Source organism: Natronococcus sp. JC468, from assembly GCF_012163165.1.
Taxonomy (GTDB): domain Archaea; phylum Halobacteriota; class Halobacteria; order Halobacteriales; family Natrialbaceae; genus Natronococcus; species Natronococcus jeotgali.
In genome coordinates this window covers 1-20,393 of record NZ_JAAVUO010000037.1, presented here as the reverse complement: position 1 = coordinate 20,393, position 20,393 = coordinate 1, and the positions used below count along the sequence as shown (strand labels likewise).

The window sequence follows — 20,393 nt, the reverse complement described above, 5'->3', positions numbered from 1 at the left end:
CGGCGCGCCGATCGTACCCGCGCCCTCGAGGACGCGGCCCGAGCGAGCGCTCGGCGCCGTGTGACGTATCGGCTCGCCGATCGGATCGGGGAAAGGGTTTCGGCCCCGCGACGCGGATGGTACTCCGGAGAGTACAGTGAGCCGAAACGATCGGGATCGATCGGTCGACGTCATCGACGGCGGGCTGGTGTGGCCGCTGGTGGTCCTCTCGGCACCGATCGTCCTCACCAACCTGCTGATGGTGGGGTACAACCTCGCCGACACCTTCTGGGTCGGTCGGCTCGGGCAGGCCGGCGTCTCCGCGCTGTCGTTCTCCTGGGCGATCATCTTCCTGGTGATCAGCTTCGGGATCGGCTTCAACGTCGCGGGAACCGTCCTCGTCGCCCAGAACAAGGGCGCCGGCAACCTCGAGCGGATCGCTCGAGTCGCCGGACAAACGATCTCGGTCATCCTCGGGCTCTCCGCGCTCGTCGCCGTCGTCGGGTTCGTCCTCGCGCCGGCGATGCTCCGGTTCGTCGGCGCCGAGCCCGGGACTCTCGAGTACGAGTACGCCCTGGCGTACACCCGGACCGAGTTCGCCGGGATGCCCTTCATCTTCGCCTTCTTCGTCTTCCAGTCGCTGCTGCAGGGGTGGGGCGACACGCGGACGCCGCTGTACCTCATGAGCGTCAGCGTCGCGCTCAACGTCGTCATCGACCCGTTTTTCATCCTCGGCTTCCAGGACAACGTCGCCTTCGCGTGGCTGGGCCTCGAGGGCCTCGAGGCCCGGCTGTTCGCGCTCACGGGATTCGACGGCTGGGCGGTCCAGGGGGCGGCGTTCGCGACGATCCTCTCGCGGGGGCTCGCCGCGGCGGTCGGGATCTGGCTGTTGCTCTCGGGGCGGGTCGGGATCGAGCTCTCGACGGACGACTTCCGGCCCGAGCGAGAGACGGTGCGAGAGCTCGTCGCGATCGGCGCGCCCGCCAGCGTCGAGGTGAGCACCAAGGCGTTCAGCGTGACGATTCTGACCGCGCTGGTCGCGCTCGCGGGCCCGACGGCGGTCGCCGGCTACGGGATCGGCACCCGGGTCACGTCGATGGTCGTGTTACCGGCGCTCGGCCTCGCCCGGGGCGTCGAGACGGTCGTCGGACAGAACCTCGGTGCCGGACAGATCGGTCGCGCCGAGCGCGGCGTCTACGTCGCGACGGGACTCGTCGCCGGCGGCTTCTTGCTTTTCAGCGGCGTCGTCTACGCCCTCGCCGAACCGATCGTCGGCGTCTTCGTCGCGGGGTCGGGATCGGCCGCGGTGACGGCTGTCGGCGCCGAGTACCTCCGCATCGTCTCGCTCTCGTACGTCTTCCTGGGCGCGTTCTACGTCGTTCAGGGCGCGTTCCGTGGCAGCGGCAGTACCCGGACCGCGATGGGGTTCGCGATCGTCGGCTTCATCGTTCTCCGACCGCTGCTGGCCTACGGGCTCGCCGAACCGCTCGGGCTGGGAGCGACCGGGGTCTTCGTCGGCGACGCGCTGACGAACGCGCTCATCGTCGTCCTGGCCGGAGCGTACCTCCTCCGAGGGACCTGGACCGAAAGCGTCGTCGAGCCGGACGCAGACCGCGAAGCCGAGGCGACGGCCGACGACCCATCCCCCGCGGCGACCGGTCCCGTCGAGGATCACGACTGAGCGGCCCGGCGTCGGGGAGTCGGACGGGTCGAACCAACCCGGCACGTGAAAGCGTCACCGGTTAGTTCCTCCCCGAACAGTCGAATATATGTCGTTTGTCGCAGCAGTAAGAAAGTACTTCTCCGGCCGTGACGATGCGATCTTCGAGTGCCGAAACTGCGGAACGGTACTCGAGGGAGCCGAGTGGACCTGCCCGTCCTGTGGCTCGATCGAGGTCGCGGAGTACGACCGCCTCGAGTACGACGCGCGCTGAATCCGTCTAACACTCCTGCCGGGACGTCCCTCTCGGCTGCCGGACGCCGAACGCTCGACGCGTCTCGCAGACGGCGAACGTTCGGGATACGAGCTATGTCTCCTCCGGCATCGGCGCTCGGATCCGTCCGACGTCGACGACGACCGTGTTGGTCGTGCCGTCGGTAGCGACGACGGCGCCGACGACGACGAGGTCCGAGACCGGGGTCGGGCCGACCACGAGCGGATCCCCCTCCTCGAGTTCGCGAACCGACTGCTGGAAGTGGATCTGGGCTCGGCAGAGGTCGGGGTGGTGGACGTTCGTGAAATCGATCTCGTCGACCGTCGCGTCGACGCGGTCGTAGTCGCGGGCGAGGGTGACGGTCTCGGCGTCGTCCAGCCGCCGTCGCTCGAGTATGCGGTAGGCGGTGTCGGTCGGTTCGTACCCGCCCTCGGGTCCGGCGACGCTGTCGACCAGGCCGACAGCGGACAGCGTCTGCATCTGGTTGCGGATCGTTCCGGAGTTCCGTCCGGTTTCCTCGGCGATGACCCGTGCACTGACGGTCGAGTCGGTCGATTGATACTCGTTGACCAGCGCGGTGAGCGTCGTTCGCTGGCTGTTCGTCAGATCGATCTGGTCCATACCGGAACGAACGGCGGTTTATATATACGGGTTGCGGTTGTCAGCTTCCGAATCAGTTTCCCATCGACCGTCGAGGGGGCGTCCGTTCGAGACACGCTCGAGCGGACGCTCAGACGTTTCGCCGCTGTGGGACGTCGGGGGTTCCGTACGTGAGCGCGTAGGCGAGCGCCGCCGCGACGAGCAACAGCGGCAGTGCGTACAGAACCAGCGTGAACGGGTCGGGGGGCGAGACGACCGCCGCGATCGTCACCGCGATCATCGCGAGCAGTAGCATCGCAGATAGAAACTTCGAGAAGGCACTGTCTAGTTGAGCCAGTTTGAGAAGTGAGCAGGTCGTTGAGTGAATCGACCAAGATGCTCGCAGACCTGCTCAGCGAGAGCTACGACGCGGATTTAGAAGAATCTTGGGAGAACGAGCGGACGGCGACGCCCGTCAGGGCGTTCGCCGTCCGTCTCCATCAGACCGGTTGTTCGCTTCGAGAGATAACACCGATTCTCGCTGAATTAGGCGTTGAACGCTCTCATGGAGCGGTCTGGAACTGGGTACATCGGCTGGCTGACAGTGGGCGCGACCCGCCGACGGCGTCGCCGTCGCGGGTCGCTGTTGACGAGACTGCTGTCAAGATTAACGGCGAGTGGTCTTGGCTGTACGCTGCAATAGATATCGACACAAAATTGATCCTCGACGTCGCGTTATTTGGCCGGCACGGTACTGATCCGGCAGCTGCGTTTCTGCATCGACTTGACGAGAAATACGATCTCTCCGACACCGTATTTCTCGTAGATCAATTCGGCTATCGGACTGCCCTTGCTCGATTAGGGTTGAGCGGTCGGGTCAACTATACCGACCGAAACCTCATCGAAAAGTGGTTTCACACCCTTAAAATGCGGATCGACCGCTTCCACAACTCGTGGGTGGGCAGTCGGGCGAGCGCACGCAAATGGTTTGAGCAATTCATGCACTACTACAACCGCCAGAGACCGCACCAAGCTCTCAACGGAAAGACGCCGATCGAAGAGGTGCAGAACTAGACAGTGCCTTCGAGTGCATACAGTCGGCTATCTGGTAAGTAAGTAAATCCTTTGTGTCTCGAGCGGTACAGACACCAAACGACTATAAACAGTGCGCGGTATTGTCTCCCATGGTAGAGACGCACCTCCCGGAACTCGAGGGCGAGCAGGTCAGGTACAACGACGACACCTGGGAGTTCACCGGGACGATCGACGTGAAACAGAACGGCAATCGGATCCGTGCCGCCGCGATGAAACCCGAACGGGTACGCGGGAACACCGGTACGCTCAACTTCACGCTCGACGATCCGCCGGCGTCGCTTAACCCGGGAAACCTCGGACAGTTCCGGTGCGAGCTTCAGCGAGCCGCAAACGGACCGACACTTCTCGTCGACCGAACCCACACGGCCGACAGTTACACGTTGGACAGCCTGAGCTACGACTGAGCGCCCGCCTTCGGTCGGGGGTTCGACGTCGGTCGATCAGTCGATTCTGACGACGGGCTCGTCGGCGCACTCGATGCGGATCGTGTACCCTGCGTAGGGGAACTCGATCGTCCTGACCCGCGACGCGCCGCGGCGCGGATCGGCGAAGATCGCCTCGAGCGCGTCGGGATCGACGGCGTCGAACAGCGGCGGCAGCGACAGGGGATCGGCGTCCTCGAGAGACGCCACACCGACGACGATCCGCTCGTGGATGTCCGCAGCCGTTTCGGTCAGAGTTTCAGTCACCGTTTCTCGAAACTATATGATTTCATAAATACTTTCGTCTAATTATTGGTCGACGCGACGGACGATCCGCTCCCGTCGCCTCTGGCTCGCTCGCCGTCCACGGTGACAGCGCAGACGTCGGTCGAGCGGGCTCTCGAGACCGGACTCTCGAGTGGCGGACGTGATCGTTCGTAGTCGATCTCGAAGCCGTTGTACCGCTCGACAGTCGAGCGAGTCGTCGGAACCCCGACGGTCGGGCGATCCCACGGGAGGACGCGACCGTTCCGTCGGGACGATCAGTCCTCCTGTCGCCCGCCCTCGGCCGTTTCGATCGCCGCGGCCAGTCGCTCCGAGAGGTCGCGAGCCTCGTCGGGAGTCAGGGTCGCGTCGACGTGGCCCGTCCCGTGGTCGCCCGCCATCGCGTCGACGCTCAGGACGACGCCGTCCGCGCTCGAGCGAACCGAGACGTCCGCGCGGTCGGGGTAGTCCCGCGGGGGACCGATCTCGAGGTCGTGCTCGCCGCGCGTGACGCCGATCTGGATCTCCGCCGATCGATCGAGGTCGAGCGTGTCCGCCGGATCGGAATCGTCGGCACGGTCCGAGTTCGTGGGCATGGTCGACAGTTACCGGGCGGGAAACTTGGCTGTACCGCCGGCGGAGCGGGGACGGTCGGTTCCGGCGTCGCCGCGACTCGCGGCCCGCGACGCAGACTACTGGGTGGCGTCTCGGCGACCGATCGATGACGCGGTCGGGCCGAGTCGCGCGGGCGCCTACGAGTCGGTGTACTGTCGCTCCCAGTCCTGGCGCTCGCGGATCGCCCGCTCTCCGGCCTCGGTGATGGCGTAGTAGTTCGTTCGCCTGTCGAGTTCGCCCTTCTCGACCAGCCCCTTGTTGACGAGGGTATCGAGGTTCGGGTACAGCCGTCCGTGGTCGATCTCGGAGCTGTAGTACCGCTCGATCTCCGACTTGATGTCCTGACCCGACGGTTTGTCGGCGCCCACGATCACGTACAGCAGGTCCCGCTGGAAGCCGGTGAGGTCGTTCATCCCGTCGGCGAGTTCAACGAACAGGTATTTGATATCATTCCCGGGTCGGACTGTAAGTCCCCGCGCCGTGAACGTGATCGCGAACGGATCCCGTCGGGTGACGTTCTCGCCGCGATTACGGTTCGGGATCGGACCGAACGAGATCCGGTTCCGGGACCGCTCCGTCGCTTCCGCAGCGGATCCGGGGGAGCGAGGGACTCTTCGGAACCGCGCTCGTACCGAGCAGTACGGAGCCGGACGGCTCTTCGCACTACCATGACGACACCACCGAACGCGAACGCGCTCCCGAAGGGGACGCGGATCGGACGCACCGCACTGCGGGTATCGGACCTCGAGGAACAGACCGAGTTCTACCGGGACGTCGTGGGGCTCCGGGTTCTGCGTCGTTCGGAGGCGGGGGCGCTCCTCGGCGCCGGCGAACGGCCGCTGCTCGTCCTGGAGCGCGACGGGGACGCACCCGAGCGACGGCGGTCGGAGGCGGGGCTCTATCACAACGCGTTCGACGTCCCCTCGCGTGCGGCCCTCGGCGACGCGCTGGGACGGATACGGGATCGGTGGCGCCTCGAGGGCGCCTCCGACCACCGCGTGAGCGAGGCCCTCTACCTAACCGATCCGGAGGGAAACGGCGTCGAGATCTACCGCGACTACCCCCGCGAGGAGTGGCCCGTAGCCGACGACGGTCGGGTGCAGATGGCTACCGATCCGCTGGATCTCTCGAGACTCGAGGCCGCCGCGGCGGGCGAGACGCACGTTCCGCCCGGTACCGGGGTCGGACACGTCCACCTGGAGGTCTCCTCGCTGGACGCGTTCGAGGAGTTCTACGTGGACGCGCTCGGATTCGAACCGCAAACCAGCGCGTCCGGGGCGCTGTTCGTGTCGGCCGGGGGGTACCACCACCACCTCGGCGCGAACACGTGGCACGGGCGGACGAAACCGGTGGCGGGGCGAGGGCTGTCCTGGTTCGAGGTGCTCGTCCCGGATCGGGGCACTCTCGAGGCGGTTCGGGGTCGACTCGCCGACCGGAAGGAATCGATCGCCGAGACCGACGGCGGGTTCGCCGTCGTCGATCCGGACGGGAACGAGATCCGGGTCCGAACCGCCCAGCCCGATCGATAGCGCGCTGCTACATTATATTCTAAGATCAGAATCTAAGACAAGTATCGTAGACCTCTGTCTCAGTCGAGGAGCTAACGGGAGGGTCGACGTACTCGAGGACTACTCCCGCGTCGCCGCCCAGTCGAACGCCCGGTGGATCCGTCGCCCCTCCTCGTTCGAGACGGGCCCGACGACGTCGGTGACGCCCTCGAGGACCGTCGCCGCACGAACCGGGGGCTCGTGGCCGGCGAACTCGCCGATCTCGTCGCCACCGACGCTGTAGACGACCCGATCGAACCCTGCACGGATCATCCCGCCGGCACACATCGGACACGGCTCCGTGCTGGTGTACATCACGGTCTCGGCTCGCTCCTCGGGCTCGAGTTCCCGGCACGCGCGGTAGGCGAGGTGGAGCTCGGGGTGGCGTCGAACGTCGTCTTCAGTCACCACGCGGTTCGACTCGGCCATGACGACCGCATCGTCGCGGACGAGGACGCTGCCGAACGGGCGATCCCCTCGAGTGGCGGCCTCGCGTGCGAGTTCGAGCGCGTCGCGCATGTGGGACTCGTGGTCGAAATCGTCGGCGTCCATGCGATCGCGTTCGTGCGGCCGCGGGAAAAGGGATCGGCCTACTCGCCCGAGTCGTCCTCGAGGTACTCGATGAGTTCGATTCGAATATCGCCGGGAGCGACGAAGAAGGCGATCCGCTTGTCGCCGTACACTGCGGGCTCCATGACGATCTCGACACCGTCGTCGGCCAGTCGCGCGAACGTCTCCTCGATGCCGTCCTCGACGACGTAGCCGAAGTGGAGGAAGCCGAGTGGCTGCTCCTCGACGAGCCCCGCGGCCTCGTAGGGGGCCCGATCGAAGAGGTAGACGCGCTTGTCGGCGATACCGAGCACAACCGCGTCGACGGCGAACTGATCGTCGGACTCCGCGGCTCGGCGACGTTCGAGGACCTCCGCGTCCAGATGCTCGCGGTAGAACTCCGCGGCAGGCTCCGGGTCCTCGACCTTGATCGCGACGTGGAAGAACGATTCGGGTTCCATAGCGGCTTCTGGACGGCCGTTCGGATTAATCTACTCCAACGGGAAACGGCCCGGGGGTGATCGAAAACGGTCGTGGGCCGCGGGAACCGACGATTCGGAGCCGAAACGTCACTGCGCTAGCGAACGACGACCACCGGCGTCGGCGACCGACGGACGACGGTTTCGGCGACGTCGTCAGAACGCGAGGCGTTCTGATTGGCTCGAAATCCAGCGGATTTTCGAACGCTGCCGAGCAGGATCCGCGAGACGCCCTCTCGGCCGTGGCTCCCGGGGACGATCGAGTCATACTCGCCGTCGGTGGCGCGGCCGACGATGACGTGATCGGGCTCGCCGATGTCCAGTTCGGTCTCGATCTCTCGATCCCGGTCCGCGGCCGTCGCCGATGCCTCCTCGAGGAGTTCGCGGCCGCGTGCTTTTGCCTCGTCAGCGTCGGGGATTCTGGCCTCCGGGTCCTCGAACGCACCCCAGTAACCCCGCGGCGCCGGAACGACGTACAGCGCGGTGATCTCTGCGTCCGGGAACGTCTCGAGGGCGTACTCGAGCGCCTGCTCGGACGGTTCTAGGCCGACGATTCGGTCGCAACCCGGGCGAACGTATTCGGGAGAAACGGCTTCGACGGACGGACGGACGTTCCACGTACAGGCGGACGAACGGATCCTCACCGAACCGACATCCAGACTCATGACCACGACCACAACGATCGATCCCGACGCCTCGCTCGGACGGCTCGTCGGCGACCACCCCGAGTTCGCGGCCGTCTTCGAATCGCTCGGCATCGACTACTGCTGTGGCGGCGACACCTCGCTGTGCCGGGCCTGCGAGGAGAACGACCTCGAGGTCGAAGCCGTCCTCGAACGGCTGACGACGACAGCGGAGGCGACCGACGAACTCGCCCCGGCGGAGGCGTCGATCACGGAACTCGTCGACGACGTCGTCGAAACGCACCACGAGTATCTGCGCGCCGAACTCCCCTCCCTCGAGCGAGTCGTTCGGAAGGTCGCCCGCGTCCACGGCGACGCCCACCCCGAACTCGAGGCGATCGAGGCGACGTTCCTCGATCTACAGGAGGAGGTTACCCACCACATCGCCGACGAGGAGGAGACCGTCTTCCCCGAAATCCGGAAACTCGAGGGTGGCACGCCGCCGACCGCCGCGGAGGAAGCCCGGATCCGCGAGGCGATCGACCACCTCGAGTCGGAACACGACGCCGCGGCCGCCTACCTCGAGGAGATACGGACCCTAAGCGACGGGTACGCCGTCCCGTCGGACGCCTGCACGAGCTACCGAAACGCGCTCGATCGCCTGCAGCTTCTCGAGGCGGACATGCACCGACACGTCCACAAAGAGAACAACGTGTTGTTCCCGAAAGCCGAACGGGCGCTCGAGAACAGCTGAAACGGGATTATGCAACAACTCCCGAGGACGTCGGCGCTCCATCGGGAGTGCCCGAATCTCCGACAGCGATCCGTCCGAGTGCGAATCCGGATCCTGGCGGGTCGATTTCGACGGGGATCAGCGAATGACAGCCGCACAAATATACAACTGACTCGAACACGACGATACTGACGGATGGTCACATAATACATGGAACTCGCGAACGCGCTACTGACCGGCACGAGGGGAATAGATCGACTGGAGTCGGTGGCCGATCGCCTCGAGGGCACCACGGAGGCCGTCGCCGCCGCCTCGGCGCGGATCCGTCGGGCCGCCGGCGAACGGGCCGCCGACGCCGTCGACCGGGGGGCAGACGAGCTCCGCGACCGGTCCGACTCCGACGGGGCGTTTCGCGACCGCGTCCTCGAGCGCGCGGCCGACGAGGCGTGCAGACGCGCCGTCGGGCGTTCCGCCACGGAGCTGCGCGAACAGGCGGAGATGGACCGAGACGCGACCCTCGATCGGGCGCTCGAGGCGTTCCTGCGCCGCTACCGCCTCGACGCGACTCGACTGGACGAGGAGACGCTGGCGGCGATCCGCGATCGGGTCGCGCCCGAGTCCGACCTCAACCCCGAGGAGTTGCTCGAGCGCCTCGCCGACGCGGACGGGTCCGCGTCGAATCGGGACTCGCGGGCAGGCTCGATCGACGCGGCGGCTCCCGTCGCCGACGCGTCCGAGGACGCCTACGCGCGGTTCCGTGCGGCGCTGGATCTCGAGACGGAGTCGCCGGACCGCGTCCTCGAGGCGGTCCTGGGTCGGGACGCTATCGAGGTCGCCCGGGCACTCGAGCAGGGGCTCGAGGCGTTCCCGACGGATCGAGTCCTCGGAGAGAGACAGCCCGGAACGGAACCGACCGCCGGGCACAGCCGGGACGCTGACGTCGGACCGACGGCTCCGCCGGAGCCGACGTTCGCGGCGGGGGCCGACGCCGGCGCCGACCCGGACTCGTCGGCGACCGCGGGGTCCGCCTCCGTAGCGACCGCGGCGGCGCTGGCGGCGACGACGCTCCTGTCGGACGGCGTCGGTGACGGGCGAGCGCTCGCCCGACTACTACCGATGCTGGCCTCGGGGGGAGGAGAGAGTAGTGGCGGTCTCGGCGACGGCGCCCTCGGGTGGCGTTTCCTCGAGTTGCTCTCGAGTTCGCTGACGACCGCCGACGCCGGCGGCGTCGATCTCGCGTCACTTCGCTCGAAGTCGACGGGATCGAAGGCGCTCGTCGCGCTGTTCGTCGCCAATCTCGTCGCGATGAGTATCGGGGCGTGGCTCTCCCGGGAGAAGGCGCCGCCGATCCCCGAGGAGATCCGCGATCCCGACGGGGAGACCGTCGTGACGGCCGAACAGATACGGCTGGGGAAGAAGGCGTTCCAGTCCAACGGCCTGATGAGCCACGGCTCGATCCTGGGCAACGGCTCCTACTTCGGGGTCGATCTCACCGCCGACGCCCTGGAACTGAAAGCCGAGTACATCCGCGAGTACTACGCCCACGAGCGGGGCGCCGACTCCGTTGAGGACCTCGAGGCGGACGAGCGCGCGGTCGTCGCTGAGCGAGTCGAGCGGGAGTTCGACAACGACGCCCCCGCGGGGCCGATCGCCCGCTACTCGGCGGCCGAGGCCTACGCCCACCGCCGCCTCCGCGAGGAGTACGTCGACCGCTACCACGGCGGCGACCCCGACCGCGGCGTCCCGGAGGGGTTCGTCGACTCGGCCGCCCAGGCCGCCCGGATCGCCGACTTCGCGTGCTGGACGGCGTGGATGGCCCACACCGACCGCCCCGGCTCGGATCACTCCTACACGAACGACTGGCCCTACGTCCCGGGCACCGGGAACCGGCCGACCGGGAAGGTGCTGGTCTGGAGCACGATCAGCGTCGTGTTGCTCATCGCCGGCGGCGGCGCGGGCGTCTGGGCCTACCACGCGTTCGACTTCGCCGAGCCGGCGACCGAGGTCGTCGACATTCCCTCACCGGACTCGGTGTCGATCACGCCGACCCAGTACGCCGCGGCGTGGTACGTGCCCGTCGCGGGCGCGCTGTTCGTCGCCCAGACCCTTGTCGGCGCGTTGCTGGCTCACTACTACGTCGAACGCACCGGGTTCTACGGCATCGGCGACGCGCTGGGGATCGACATCGTCTCCCTGTTGCCGTTCTCGGTCGGACGTACCTGGCACATCAACCTCGCTATCCTCTGGATCACGGCGCTGTGGCTCGCGGGCGGGCTCTTCCTCCCCGGGCTGTTCACCGACAGCGACCCACCCCTGCAGGCCGCGGCCGCGACCGGGCTGCTCGGCGTCCTCGTCGCGACGACCGTCGGCGCGTTCGCAGGCGTCTGGCTCAGCTCGCAGGGCGCGTTCGACTCGCCCGACGAGGGCGAGCTCTGGTGGTGGCTCGGCTCCGAGGGACTGGAGTACCTCGAGGTCGGCCGGCTGTGGAAGGTGCTGTTGCTCGTGGGCTTCGTCGGCTGGACGGGCCTCGTGTTGCGAAGCGTCCGCCGGCTGGACGAACCCCCGACCGGGCTCGGTCACTTCATGACCTACGCGGGCGGCTCGATCGCGCTGATGTTCGCCGCGAGCATGCTCTACACCCCCGAGACCAACATCGCCGTCACAGAGTTCTGGCGGTGGTGGGTCGTCCACATGTGGGTCGAGGGCGTCTTCGAGTTCTTCGTCACCGCCGTCGTCTCGGTCGCGCTGGTCTCGATGGAACTCTTAGAGAAGGGCGACGCCGAGAAGGCGATCCTCTTCGAGGTGTTCGCGATCATGGCCGCGGGGATCGTCGGCGTCTCGCATCACTACTGGTGGGTCGGCCTCCCCGACGTCTGGGTGCCGATCGGGACGACGTTCTCGACGCTCGAGTTCGTCCCGCTCCTGTTCGTCCTCTACCGGAGCTTCGGCGAGTACCGCACGCTGAAAGCCCAGGGCGAGTCGTTCCCCTACACGCTGCCGCTACTCTTTATCGTCGGCTCGAGCGTCTGGAACTTCGTCGGCGGCGGGGTGCTCGGCTTTTTCATCAACCTCCCGGTGATCAACTACTACGAACACGGTACCTACCTGACCGTCGCCCACGGCCACGCGGCCACGTTCGGCGCATTCGGCCTGCTCGCACTCGGACTGGGCACCTACGTCCTCCGGGTCGTCACCCCCGAGGCCGCGTGGGAGCCCGGCTGGTTCCGGGGGGCGTTCTGGCTGACGAACATCGGGCTGGCGGTGATGACGTTCGTGTCGCTGCTGCCGCTTGGCTTCCTCCAGTTGCAGACCGCCTTCCAGGACGGCTACGCCGCGGCCCGCAGCCTCGAGTTCTACGAGCGCGACCGGGTCCAGACGCTGCTGTGGGCCCGAACCCTCGGCGACACGCCGATGATCCTCGGCGCCCTGGCGTTCACCGCCGGGGCGGTTCGCCACCTCCTCGCCGCGCGGCGACACCGACGGGCGGCTCCGCGGTAGCTCGACCGCCCTTCGCTTTCGATCGTAGGCCCGGAGGAACGTGACGCTGGGTTCCCGGAAGCCGGGAACCGCTGGCAGTTCTACGTCGCCCGCGGTGCTACGTTCAGGTGGAGGGGAGCATGGTCGACTACTACGACAGGGTGCTCGCGGGCATCGCGGCGAGTCTCGCCGGCGGTCTGGTCCTCGGCGTCGCGACGTCGCTGCAGCTCCACACCGGGGTCTTCGTCGGGGCGCTGGTCGCGACCGGGTTCGTCTACGACGCGATGTTCCGGAACCCGCCCCTGCCGACTGCCGAACCCGAGCGGGTGGCGGCGGTGCTCGTCTGGCACGCGGTGCTGTTCGCGCTGGCGCTCGCCGTCTACGTCGAGTAGCGCTCGCTCCCGGCAGCCGGCGAGACGTTACCCGTCGCTGGCCTCGAAGGCGGGCGGGAGCCCCCCGTGTTTGATCCCCGTCTGCTCGTCGATCCGGAACTCGTAGACCGCGAGCGTCCCCGAGAGCGACGCCGACTCGAGGATGCCCGGTCGCCACGCGTCGTCGAGCACCTGCTCGAGTTCGTCCCAGGCCGACTCCGGAACGAGGGAGATCCGTCCCGTCAGGAGAACGCTCTCCCAGTTGTACACCGTATCCACCGAGTAGGCCAGAAAGCTCGCGGCGTCGGCGGCCTCGGTCAGCGCCTCCTTGCGGCTGCCCGAGCCGAGCAGGTAGGTGAAGTAGAGCCGGGAGTCCCCGTCGTAGCCGAACGACAGCGGCAGGAGGTAAGGCGCGTCGTCGTCGGGGAGGCCGAGGACGCCCGCCTTCTGAGCGGACAGGAAGTCCCGAATCTCGGCGTCGGTCATCTCGACCAGTCCGTACTCCCGCAGTTCGTCGACTGACATACGCGAGCAGACGTCGAGCAGCGCCGAAAAACCCTCGCCCCGTCCTCGGGCGGTGAGGACGATCCGAGCGCTCTTGGCTACGGGGCGGGCGGACAGTCGAGTTCGACCGCCTCGAGGACGGCGGGGACGAGCCTGCAACGGTAGTAGCGGATCGTCCCCTCGCGGTCGTCGTAGTCGACGAGCCCCGCGTCCCGAAGCATCGGCAGGTGGACGTGGTGGAGCGCTTCCGCCCATTCGTCCCGCCGCGGTTCCCGACCGTCGGCGGCCGTCTCCCGAGCCAGTTCGTCGATTTCGATCCGGTCCGACGCGGACGCCTCGAGCACGGAGACGATCTCTCGACGCCGTTCGTCGGCCAGTGCTCGGAGAATCTCGTCCGTCTCGCACGTACTGGACGCGGTCCCGTCCTCGTCGAGGATCGGACACTCGTTCATCTTCGGTTAGCTGCGAAATGGAGCGGGACGCACAAAGTACCCCGATCGAGTTCCCGCAGGGTGAAAACTCGCGAGACGGGCACGCCCGTCGCGCGGCGTAAACCCGACCGTTCTACTGCGGTTTTCGATCGACGATGTATCGGTTTTCGATTACATACATACTTACGTAATTCACGTTTCCGTACGGGAGTTTCGGAGCGAGCGCGCCGCCTCGTTTCGAACGGACGCGATCCACCGTTGCTGGGGAACGATCGCGGGCGTCACCCGTCGTCTCGAGCGACTCGAGCCGGTTGCGGCTCGTACCCCGCGGGCGCCGCCACAATCCACCAGTTGACGTCGGCCGACGGGTGGCGGCGCTCTACGTGTTCGCGGAGGAGCGCACCCGTCGACAGGGTCGCCCCGCAGAGCGCACACCGGTGGTGGTGGCGAGGGAAGGACAGAAGCTGCTCGCGACGCCCGTCCCGGTAGATTCGAGGGGGGTGGCGCCGGGAGGCGTCGGGATCGACGGCGTGCCGGAGGCGGAACGCGATCCGATCGAAGTGCACGAACTTCGGGTGGTCGACGACGATCTCCGAGAGGAGGGCGAAGGGAATCGCGATCAGAACCACGACGGCGACCACGCCGGGCGTCACGTCCGCGTCGGTCGCGAGGAGGACCGCGAGGACGTCCTCCGTGACGCCGAAGACGATACCGATGACGAAGAACTCGAGGATGCGCTTGAGTCGCTCCGCGTTCATACGTGTCCCACCTCGAGCGGACGGATGTAGCTTTCAGATCGCCCGAGCGCGTTTATCCGTCCGCGCCGAAAGGCGACTATGGACGACTCGAACGGAGGCTGGGTCGCGCTGTTTTCCGGCGGCAAGGACTCCTCGTGGGCGCTCCACCGGGCGCTGGAGACGGGGCTGGACGTGCGCCGGCTCGTCCTCGTCCGACCCCCGGAGGGGTCCCACGCGTATCACGCGCCCGCGCCGTCGGTCGCTCGAGTGGCCGCGCGAAGCGTCGGCATCCCGATCGTCGACGCCGGACTCCCCGCGGCGGACGTCGAACCGCCCGACCTGGCGAACGCGGGGGCGGGGAGGGGAGCCGACGGCGACGTCGAGTCGCTGGCGGACGTTCTCCGAACGATCGACGACGAACTCGAGGACGGGCTGGTCGGGATCGTCGTCGGAGCGATCACGAGCGACCACCAGGTCGACCGACTCCGCACGCTGTGTGACCGTCTCGGCTGCGAGCTCGTCGTGCCGCTGTGGCGGGCCGACCCGGGGGAGCTCGCGACGGAGATGATCGACGGCGGCCTCGAGGTCACGATCGTCGAGGTGGCAGGACCCGGGTTCGACGAGCGCTGGCTGGGACGGCGGCTGGATCGGGAGGCGCTCGGCGAGCTGGCGGCGCTGTCCCGCGAGTTCGGGATTCACCTCCTGGGCGAGAACGGGGAGTTCGAGACGGTCGCGACCGATGGCCCGCACATGTCCCGCCCCGTCGCCCTCGAGTACGAACGGGAGTGGAACGGCGACTGGGGACGGGCGCGGATCACTGACGTCCGACTCGAGTGATCGGACCTGACTCAGGGATCGGTTCGGACCTCCTTGCGCCCTGTCATCGCCTCGGGCTCGAGGCGGAAGAACCGGAACGAGACGTCCCGAAGCGGGCGTTCGAAGATGTCGACGATCGGAATCTCGATGGCCCACATCCCGTGGAGATCCCCCGGCTCGAACGGGGAGTCCTCGATCGCCGCGAGCCGACCGTCGGCGACGACGCTTCGCCACCCCTCGTCGGTCTCTCGGTGGATGACGAACGAGACCGAACGGTCGACGAGATCCGCCTTCTCGCTGTCCTCGGTCACCGAGAGGCGGTAGTAGAACGCGGCCTCGTCGGGGTTGTACCCGTACGAGACGGGGATCGAGAACGGGGCCTCGTCGGCTCCCCGCCCGAACGAGAGGACGCCGATTCCGCCCCGACCGAGGAACTCGTTCATCTCGTCGGCGCTCAGTTGGACCCAGCGAAGTCCTTGCATATCCGTACCTACGGCGAGCGGGCAGAAAGTACCTCGTTACGACGGCGCAGACAGTCGCCACGAGCGAAACGACGCGATCCGCAGCACCACGCCGCGAGCGACCGCTACTCCTCGCGGCCGAGGACGCGCTCGTACCGGTCCAGAACCGGTCGGTACCGCTCGCGGTGAGCGTCGGGAAGTTCGACGACGACGCGGCTGCTCTCCGCCGGAACGACGACCGTCCGCGGGATCCCTCGCCAGTTCTCGCGGTGACCGAAGTACTCCCGTTCGACCCCGTACCGACCGCTCTCGTCGACGTATGCGACCCGCGTCACCGGAAGATCGAACCCCGTGTTCGGAACCGACGCCTCCTCGAGCGAGCGGGCGACCGCCGCGAACCGACACCCCGTGCGGTCGGGGTCGCCGTCCTCGAGCCGGCGGATCGTCGACTCGTCGATCAGCGCGACGTCTCGGGCGGCGGTACGGGTAGTCGCGTCTTTCGTGTTCGTATGCATAGTCGATGACATCCCGGAGAACGCGAGGCTTGCCGCTGATACAGCGGGTCGAGGTCTCTCGACGGACCTCGAACGTCTCCGTCGTATCCTAGGGATCCAGCACCTTAACCCTGTGCCGTTTCTTTCAGGATATAACTGATCGGAAAACCGCGGGACGAGCTCCGGGTCGATCGCCGGATCTCGGAGTGAGTGTCACCGTTCTGATGGATTGGGGAGCGCAGATGCGGGTCCGCAGCGGGGGAGCGAACGCCGCCGCTTCTCGAGCCGCGTCGGTCGCGGCCGCGACGGTCGACGCTACCGGCGTTCGCTCCGGCCCGGAACCTCGAGGGCCGCGGTGAGCCGCTGGAACAGTCCCGACCGGTGGGCGCCGACGCTGTCGGTCGTCTCGTACTCCGGCACGAGCGATCCCTCGCCGCCGTCGTCGAACGCCAGCACCGTCAGCTCCGAACTCTCCGCACGCGCCGCGACGTCGCTTTCGACGGTTCCCGAGGTCGTGACGACGACCGGGTGAGCGTCGACCGACGCCGCGAACGCGACGAACGCGTCGACGGTTTCGGCGTCCGGCAGCTCGTGGATGGCGACGATCCGTCGCTCGCCCATCAACCGATCCTCCGCGAGGACGTGGACCGGTCGGGAGGCGCCGTCGACGGCGACGTCAACCTCGGTCTCGAAGCGCCGCTCCTCGAGCGCCGCCGCGGCCGTCCGCCGGGCTGCCTGCTGGCGCCCGAGCCACGCCTCGCCCTCGTCGGCGATATCGTACCGGTACAGCACTCGCTCGATCGCCTCGAGGGGCGGTACCATCGACGAACACTCGCGACAGCGGAGCCGATCGTCGGGGACGTCGAACGACTCCGGACACTCGTGGCAGCTGTAGCGACGCTTCTTCTCGATGTCGACGGACTCGAGGTCCTGCTCGCAGTCCGGACAGCGGTAGCCGTCGTCGGCGTCGAACTCCGACTCGGGACCGACGTAGCCGCAGGCGTGTTCGATGACCTCCGTTTCGACGGCGTGGGGATCGCCGCAGGCCGGACAGACGGTGGTGTACTGCAGTCCCTCCGCGCCGCAGTCGGGACAGACGTACACCTTCGAGACGAACTCCTGATCCAGCACGTCGCGGCCGGCGAGCCGCTCGAGCACGGCAGCGGGCTCGTCGTCGGGCTCGTCGAGCAGGTCCGCGACACGCGAGTAACTCACCGAGCCGTCCTCGGAGATATCGGGTTCGACCGCGCCGTCCTCGAGCACCGCATCGATCAGTCGAAGCTCCCCTGGTGAAACCATACTCTCTCGAAACTGGGACTACAATCCACCTATATTTTCCCCTTGAGTGGCTACTAGTTCGAATGTGAGATAATTGAAAAGAATAATGGTGGACGTTTGATCAGCGACGGACGCGGAAAAATATATCGACGAACGGCATCGGGCGGGCCGGCGACCGCGGGGGCGGTCGCGGCCGGATCTCAGTCCCGCCCGACGTATCGAGCGAGCGAGTGCGGGAGGTGGATTCCCCCGATTTCGATCGCGCCTACCCTGTGGGCGGCGAGATAGACGAACAGGGCACCGAAAAAGGTCGCCGGCGTCAGAACGAGGTGCCAGAGGAGCGTCCCCTCGACGTCGTACCCGGCGAACTCCAGGGCCTCCGCCGTCCGCTCCAAGACGAACAGCACCGCCGGGTGCGCGACGTAGACGCCGACGGCGTAGGTCCCCCACGACGGCAGCGGCGTCGACCGCCCGAGGTTCGGCCTCGAGAGGAGGAAGACGAACAGCGAGATCGCGAACAGTGCGGTCCCGACCGTGTAGCTCGCCACGTAGACTTCCTCCGTGATCGACGCCCCGGTCGACGCGTACCCCAGCGCGTACCGCTCGGCGAGGTGGAGCGCGCCGAACAGGAGGGTCGCGCCGAGGTAGCGGCGACTTCGCTCCGCGATCGGTTGCCAGTCGCGCGAGGCGACGACGTAGCCGACGCTGGTGTAAAAGAAGCCGAAGAACAGCGCGTCCCTGACCTCGAGCGGGACGTCGACGAACATCGTGTAACTCGACCCCAGGAGGCCGACGACGTGTAACGCCAGCGAGACCGGGAGCAGGTACTCGGCGGCGTCCAGCCTGGCGAACGCGCAGACGAGCCCGAGCGAGAACAGCAACGCCGGGAGGAACCACAGGATCACCGAGACGGAGTTGCCGTAGTACAGCAACTCGAGCGGCGACGCGAACGCCACTAATCGCTCGACGGCGACGCTCGCAACCGCTCCGCCCGTGGCGGCCTCGCGAACGACGGCGCCGGCGAGAAAGACCGGCGCCGCGAGCGCCAGCCCGAAGGCGTAGATCGAGCCGATACGGACGGCTCGGGTCTTGAAGTATGCGACGGGGTCGCCGTCGGCGGTCTTGTGAGCGAAGAAGTAGCCCGCGGCGAGAAAGAAGAACGGAACCGCAAAGCGCGCGGTAGAATCGATCACGAAGTTGATCGGCGTTCCGTACGCTCCGACCCCCCTGAACAGATCGGTGTGTATCGTGACGACGAACGCCATCGCGACCATCCGCATCGCGTCGATGCTGTATATCCGTCCCGTCACTGCCCGAATCGATTCCGTTCTCGATTATGATCTTTTCGTTTCTCGGGACAAAACGTACGAACAGTGATAGTATTTGGCGATGAGTTCACCCATCCTGTTAGACACTCTCGGGAGAATGTGCTGTAATCGTGAACTTCGTATCGGTTTCCGAATCGTGGGGACCGCCTCGAGAGGACGCGGCGTCTCGATCCGGAGCGGGGAGCTCGTCGACGCGGCGCCGGACCGCACCGCGACGGCGCGGGGGGCTCGGCCGGGCTACCGATACGCCTCGAACTCCTGGCCGAAGATCGCGAAGTAGGCGACGCCGATCGTGCCGACGACCGTCGCGATGGTAAAGGAGAGCTCCGGCGTGGCGAACTCCCAGAGGAATCCGCCGAGCGCGCCGCTTGGGATCACGACCGCGCCGCGGATCAGGTAGTAGGTTCCGGTCATTCGGCCGCCGGCCCCCCGCTCTGCCGGACCGACCACGAGCGCCTTGTGGGCGGGCAGCCCCGCAAACCGCAGTCCCGAGAAGGCAAACAGCGCGACCAGAAGCCAGGTCTCGGCACCGACGTAGCGGGGAACGAAGATCAACAGGACCGGGAAGATCGCGTAGACGAAAAACCCCAGTCCGACGACCGGTTTGAGTCCGACGCGCTCGGCGATCCTGGCCATCGGCGCCATCGTCACGAGCGCGACGAACATCTCGACGCCGAGCAACACGCCGAAGAAGGCCGCGGGCGAGAGGTCGATCGTGCCGACGACGGGCGCCGAGAGCGTCAGCCCGATCTCGAGCAGTTGGGTGATCACGAGGATGAAGAAGGCGTAGACCATTCCGTTGGCGAATCGGACGAACGTGTCGGCGACCAGCAGCGGTCGCAGCGGATCGGGGAGCGCCTGCAGGTCGTCGACGATCTGACCGATCCCCTCGAACTCCTCGCCGACCGAGTCCGCCTCGGCCTCGTAGAGCAGGTGCTGGACGATCGTTCCGAGGACCGCGAAGACGATCGCGATCGCGAGGACCCACAGGAAGCCGGGCACGAGCTCGTCGGCGACCAGCGCCGCGACGATCAGCGGCGCGATCAGGAACGCGGTCCGCCGGAACGTCTCCGTGCTGGCGAACCCGCGAGCCAGCCGGCTCGGGTCGGTCGCTTGCTTGACGATCGCGTAGTGGCCCCCGATGCCGAAGGACTTCCAGCACTGCGCGAGCAGCAGGCCGACGAACACCCACGCCCACGGTTCGACGGTGACGACGCCGAGGTCGATCGCGGGTACGGAGGCCGACGCCAGCCAGATCGCGAAGCCGAACGTCGAGAGAAAGCCGAAGACCGTCAGGGCGTATCTCGAGCCGACGCGGTCGGAGACGATCCCGCCGTAGTAGGGGTAGACGGTGCCGATGACGTTGCCCAGCGTGGCGAACAGTCCGACGACGAATCCGCCCGCGCCGAGGTAGACGAGGTAGTCCGGCAGGAACCGACTGGTCATCTGGAAGCCGAGGCTGAACGCGAACATCGCCAGCGAGAGCACCAGCACGTCCCGCTCGAGCGAGAAGAACTGCCGGAACGGTCCGGGAGTATCGACGGATTCGCGCTCGGTGCTCATTTATCGGTCACGTTGAAGACCCAGATAAATACATATTACTGCCGTGTTGACTCGATGGAAACGCTGCTACTCCATGAGGGCGTAAACCAAGCATGGGGCGCAAGAGACCGACCG

25 protein-coding genes are annotated in these 20,393 nt (G+C 67.0%); 9 read left to right on the top strand and 16 right to left on the bottom strand.

Going from position 1 to position 20,393, the window contains the following annotated elements:
- Positions 1-136: 136 nt before the first annotated feature.
- Positions 137-1,660 (top strand): MATE family efflux transporter, encoded by a 1,524-nt coding sequence (locus GWG54_RS16535; RefSeq protein WP_167938814.1) that lies wholly within the window; start codon positions 137-139, stop codon positions 1,658-1,660.
- A gap of 88 nt (positions 1,661-1,748) precedes the next feature.
- On the top strand, positions 1,749-1,913 hold the full coding sequence (locus GWG54_RS16530) for a hypothetical protein (RefSeq protein ID WP_167938813.1): 165 nt from the start codon (positions 1,749-1,751) through the stop codon (positions 1,911-1,913).
- A gap of 93 nt (positions 1,914-2,006) precedes the next feature.
- Here GWG54_RS16530 and GWG54_RS16525 read toward each other — a convergent pair whose 3' ends face one another.
- Positions 2,007-2,534 carry an HTH domain-containing protein gene (locus tag GWG54_RS16525; RefSeq protein ID WP_167938812.1) on the bottom strand — a complete coding sequence of 176 codons (528 nt, stop codon included), beginning with the start codon at positions 2,532-2,534 and terminating at the stop codon, positions 2,007-2,009.
- Positions 2,535-2,643: 109 nt separating this feature from the next.
- Positions 2,644-2,808 carry a hypothetical protein gene (locus GWG54_RS16520; protein WP_167938811.1) on the bottom strand — a complete coding sequence of 55 codons (165 nt, stop codon included), beginning with the start codon at positions 2,806-2,808 and terminating at the stop codon, positions 2,644-2,646.
- An 80-nt stretch (positions 2,809-2,888) separates the two neighbouring features.
- Between GWG54_RS16520 and GWG54_RS16515 the strand changes: the two genes are divergently transcribed.
- Positions 2,889-3,566: an IS6 family transposase gene (locus GWG54_RS16515; RefSeq protein ID WP_167938810.1), complete on the top strand. Its 678-nt coding sequence runs from the start codon at positions 2,889-2,891 to the stop codon at positions 3,564-3,566.
- 110 nt (positions 3,567-3,676) lie between these two features.
- A complete protein-coding gene (locus GWG54_RS16510) occupies positions 3,677-3,991 on the top strand; it encodes a hypothetical protein (RefSeq protein WP_167938809.1) in 315 nt (104 codons plus the stop codon).
- Positions 3,992-4,027: 36 nt separating this feature from the next.
- Here GWG54_RS16510 and GWG54_RS16505 read toward each other — a convergent pair whose 3' ends face one another.
- The 3 genes from GWG54_RS16505 to GWG54_RS16495 form a co-directional block, all read right to left on the bottom strand.
- A complete protein-coding gene (locus GWG54_RS16505; RefSeq protein WP_167938808.1) occupies positions 4,028-4,276 on the bottom strand; it encodes a HalOD1 output domain-containing protein in 249 nt (82 codons plus the stop codon).
- Between the two features lie 275 nt (positions 4,277-4,551).
- Positions 4,552-4,869 carry a hypothetical protein gene (locus GWG54_RS16500; protein ID WP_167938807.1) on the bottom strand — a complete coding sequence of 106 codons (318 nt, stop codon included), beginning with the start codon at positions 4,867-4,869 and terminating at the stop codon, positions 4,552-4,554.
- Positions 4,870-5,025: 156 nt separating this feature from the next.
- The gene (locus tag GWG54_RS16495) at positions 5,026-5,301 is read right to left on the bottom strand and encodes a PadR family transcriptional regulator (RefSeq protein ID WP_167938806.1); all 276 of its coding nucleotides are present in this window, start codon (positions 5,299-5,301) and stop codon (positions 5,026-5,028) included.
- 255 nt (positions 5,302-5,556) lie between these two features.
- Between GWG54_RS16495 and GWG54_RS16490 the strand changes: the two genes are divergently transcribed.
- A complete protein-coding gene (locus tag GWG54_RS16490) occupies positions 5,557-6,417 on the top strand; it encodes a VOC family protein (RefSeq protein ID WP_167938805.1) in 861 nt (286 codons plus the stop codon).
- A 99-nt stretch (positions 6,418-6,516) separates the two neighbouring features.
- On the opposite strand, the gene GWG54_RS16485 is transcribed toward GWG54_RS16490, so the two are convergent.
- The 3 genes from GWG54_RS16485 to GWG54_RS16475 all read right to left on the bottom strand — a co-directional run bounded on the left by GWG54_RS16485 (position 6,517) and on the right by GWG54_RS16475 (position 8,128).
- Entirely contained in the window at positions 6,517-6,987 is a 471-nt protein-coding gene (locus GWG54_RS16485) for a nucleoside deaminase (RefSeq protein WP_167938804.1), read from the bottom strand.
- Positions 6,988-7,025: 38 nt separating this feature from the next.
- On the bottom strand, positions 7,026-7,445 hold the full coding sequence (locus GWG54_RS16480; protein ID WP_167938803.1) for a VOC family protein: 420 nt from the start codon (positions 7,443-7,445) through the stop codon (positions 7,026-7,028).
- A gap of 116 nt (positions 7,446-7,561) precedes the next feature.
- Entirely contained in the window at positions 7,562-8,128 is a 567-nt protein-coding gene (locus GWG54_RS16475) for a universal stress protein (RefSeq protein ID WP_167938802.1), read from the bottom strand.
- On the opposite strand from GWG54_RS16475, the gene ric reads away from it, so the two are divergent.
- The 3 genes from ric (at position 8,127) to GWG54_RS16460 (ending at position 12,688) form a co-directional block, all read left to right on the top strand.
- Positions 8,127-8,840 carry an iron-sulfur cluster repair di-iron protein gene (gene ric, locus GWG54_RS16470; protein ID WP_167938801.1) on the top strand — a complete coding sequence of 238 codons (714 nt, stop codon included), beginning with the start codon at positions 8,127-8,129 and terminating at the stop codon, positions 8,838-8,840. The genes GWG54_RS16475 and ric overlap by 2 nt on opposite strands.
- A gap of 189 nt (positions 8,841-9,029) precedes the next feature.
- On the top strand, positions 9,030-12,317 hold the full coding sequence (locus tag GWG54_RS16465; protein ID WP_167938800.1) for a nitric-oxide reductase large subunit: 3,288 nt from the start codon (positions 9,030-9,032) through the stop codon (positions 12,315-12,317).
- Positions 12,318-12,436: 119 nt separating this feature from the next.
- Positions 12,437-12,688, top strand: a complete 252-nt coding sequence (locus GWG54_RS16460) for a hypothetical protein (RefSeq protein ID WP_167938799.1) — start codon at positions 12,437-12,439, stop codon at positions 12,686-12,688.
- A gap of 27 nt (positions 12,689-12,715) precedes the next feature.
- On the opposite strand, the gene GWG54_RS16455 is transcribed toward GWG54_RS16460, so the two are convergent.
- The 3 genes from GWG54_RS16455 to GWG54_RS20695 form a co-directional block, all read right to left on the bottom strand.
- Positions 12,716-13,192 (bottom strand): pyridoxamine 5'-phosphate oxidase family protein, encoded by a 477-nt coding sequence (locus GWG54_RS16455; protein ID WP_167938798.1) that lies wholly within the window; start codon positions 13,190-13,192, stop codon positions 12,716-12,718.
- A gap of 77 nt (positions 13,193-13,269) precedes the next feature.
- Positions 13,270-13,623, bottom strand: coding sequence for an ArsR family transcriptional regulator (locus GWG54_RS16450; protein ID WP_167938797.1), 354 nt, complete (start codon positions 13,621-13,623; stop codon positions 13,270-13,272).
- Between the two features lie 260 nt (positions 13,624-13,883).
- Entirely contained in the window at positions 13,884-14,360 is a 477-nt protein-coding gene (locus GWG54_RS20695) for a hypothetical protein (protein WP_209438494.1), read from the bottom strand.
- A gap of 78 nt (positions 14,361-14,438) precedes the next feature.
- On the opposite strand from GWG54_RS20695, the gene GWG54_RS16440 reads away from it, so the two are divergent.
- The gene (locus GWG54_RS16440; RefSeq protein WP_167938796.1) at positions 14,439-15,176 is read left to right on the top strand and encodes a diphthine--ammonia ligase; all 738 of its coding nucleotides are present in this window, start codon (positions 14,439-14,441) and stop codon (positions 15,174-15,176) included.
- Positions 15,177-15,187: 11 nt separating this feature from the next.
- Here GWG54_RS16440 and GWG54_RS16435 read toward each other — a convergent pair whose 3' ends face one another.
- The 5 genes from GWG54_RS16435 to GWG54_RS16415 all read right to left on the bottom strand — a co-directional run bounded on the left by GWG54_RS16435 (position 15,188) and on the right by GWG54_RS16415 (position 20,279).
- Complete coding sequence (locus GWG54_RS16435; RefSeq protein WP_167938795.1) at positions 15,188-15,637, bottom strand: pyridoxamine 5'-phosphate oxidase family protein; 450 nt, start codon at positions 15,635-15,637, stop codon at positions 15,188-15,190.
- Positions 15,638-15,741: 104 nt separating this feature from the next.
- Entirely contained in the window at positions 15,742-16,131 is a 390-nt protein-coding gene (locus GWG54_RS16430) for a hypothetical protein (protein ID WP_167938794.1), read from the bottom strand.
- 294 nt (positions 16,132-16,425) lie between these two features.
- Positions 16,426-17,409, bottom strand: coding sequence for a hypothetical protein (locus GWG54_RS16425; RefSeq protein WP_167938793.1), 984 nt, complete (start codon positions 17,407-17,409; stop codon positions 16,426-16,428).
- Between the two features lie 179 nt (positions 17,410-17,588).
- Positions 17,589-18,698: an acyltransferase gene (locus tag GWG54_RS16420; RefSeq protein ID WP_167938792.1), complete on the bottom strand. Its 1,110-nt coding sequence runs from the start codon at positions 18,696-18,698 to the stop codon at positions 17,589-17,591.
- 255 nt (positions 18,699-18,953) lie between these two features.
- Positions 18,954-20,279 carry an MFS transporter gene (locus GWG54_RS16415; RefSeq protein ID WP_167938791.1) on the bottom strand — a complete coding sequence of 442 codons (1,326 nt, stop codon included), beginning with the start codon at positions 20,277-20,279 and terminating at the stop codon, positions 18,954-18,956.
- Between the last annotated feature and the right edge of the window lie 114 nt (positions 20,280-20,393).

Excerpts from the sequence above, each read along its gene's own strand:
- GWG54_RS16530 (WP_167938813.1), top strand. The coding sequence starts at position 1,749 with ATGTCGTTTGTCGCAGCAGTAAGAAAGTACTTCTCCGGCCGTGACGAT.
- GWG54_RS16525 (WP_167938812.1), bottom strand. The coding sequence starts at position 2,534 with ATGGACCAGATCGATCTGACGAACAGCCAGCGAACGACGCTCACCGCG.
- GWG54_RS16520 (WP_167938811.1), bottom strand. The coding sequence starts at position 2,808 with ATGCTACTGCTCGCGATGATCGCGGTGACGATCGCGGCGGTCGTCTCG.
- GWG54_RS16515 (WP_167938810.1), top strand. The coding sequence starts at position 2,889 with ATGCTCGCAGACCTGCTCAGCGAGAGCTACGACGCGGATTTAGAAGAA.
- GWG54_RS16510 (WP_167938809.1), top strand. The coding sequence starts at position 3,677 with ATGGTAGAGACGCACCTCCCGGAACTCGAGGGCGAGCAGGTCAGGTAC.
- GWG54_RS16500 (WP_167938807.1), bottom strand. The coding sequence starts at position 4,869 with ATGCCCACGAACTCGGACCGTGCCGACGATTCCGATCCGGCGGACACG.
- GWG54_RS16495 (WP_167938806.1), bottom strand. The coding sequence starts at position 5,301 with ATGAACGACCTCACCGGCTTCCAGCGGGACCTGCTGTACGTGATCGTG.
- GWG54_RS16490 (WP_167938805.1), top strand. The coding sequence starts at position 5,557 with ATGACGACACCACCGAACGCGAACGCGCTCCCGAAGGGGACGCGGATC.
- GWG54_RS16485 (WP_167938804.1), bottom strand. The coding sequence starts at position 6,987 with ATGGACGCCGACGATTTCGACCACGAGTCCCACATGCGCGACGCGCTC.
- GWG54_RS16480 (WP_167938803.1), bottom strand. The coding sequence starts at position 7,445 with ATGGAACCCGAATCGTTCTTCCACGTCGCGATCAAGGTCGAGGACCCG.
- ric (WP_167938801.1), top strand. The coding sequence starts at position 8,127 with ATGACCACGACCACAACGATCGATCCCGACGCCTCGCTCGGACGGCTC.
- GWG54_RS16475 (WP_167938802.1), bottom strand. The coding sequence starts at position 8,128 with ATGAGTCTGGATGTCGGTTCGGTGAGGATCCGTTCGTCCGCCTGTACG.
- GWG54_RS16465 (WP_167938800.1), top strand. The coding sequence starts at position 9,030 with ATGGAACTCGCGAACGCGCTACTGACCGGCACGAGGGGAATAGATCGA.
- GWG54_RS16460 (WP_167938799.1), top strand. The coding sequence starts at position 12,437 with ATGGTCGACTACTACGACAGGGTGCTCGCGGGCATCGCGGCGAGTCTC.
- GWG54_RS16455 (WP_167938798.1), bottom strand. The coding sequence starts at position 13,192 with ATGTCAGTCGACGAACTGCGGGAGTACGGACTGGTCGAGATGACCGAC.
- GWG54_RS16450 (WP_167938797.1), bottom strand. The coding sequence starts at position 13,623 with ATGAACGAGTGTCCGATCCTCGACGAGGACGGGACCGCGTCCAGTACG.
- GWG54_RS20695 (WP_209438494.1), bottom strand. The coding sequence starts at position 14,360 with ATGAACGCGGAGCGACTCAAGCGCATCCTCGAGTTCTTCGTCATCGGT.
- GWG54_RS16440 (WP_167938796.1), top strand. The coding sequence starts at position 14,439 with ATGGACGACTCGAACGGAGGCTGGGTCGCGCTGTTTTCCGGCGGCAAG.
- GWG54_RS16435 (WP_167938795.1), bottom strand. The coding sequence starts at position 15,637 with ATGCAAGGACTTCGCTGGGTCCAACTGAGCGCCGACGAGATGAACGAG.
- GWG54_RS16430 (WP_167938794.1), bottom strand. The coding sequence starts at position 16,131 with ATGCATACGAACACGAAAGACGCGACTACCCGTACCGCCGCCCGAGAC.
- GWG54_RS16425 (WP_167938793.1), bottom strand. The coding sequence starts at position 17,409 with ATGGTTTCACCAGGGGAGCTTCGACTGATCGATGCGGTGCTCGAGGAC.
- GWG54_RS16415 (WP_167938791.1), bottom strand. The coding sequence starts at position 20,279 with ATGAGCACCGAGCGCGAATCCGTCGATACTCCCGGACCGTTCCGGCAG.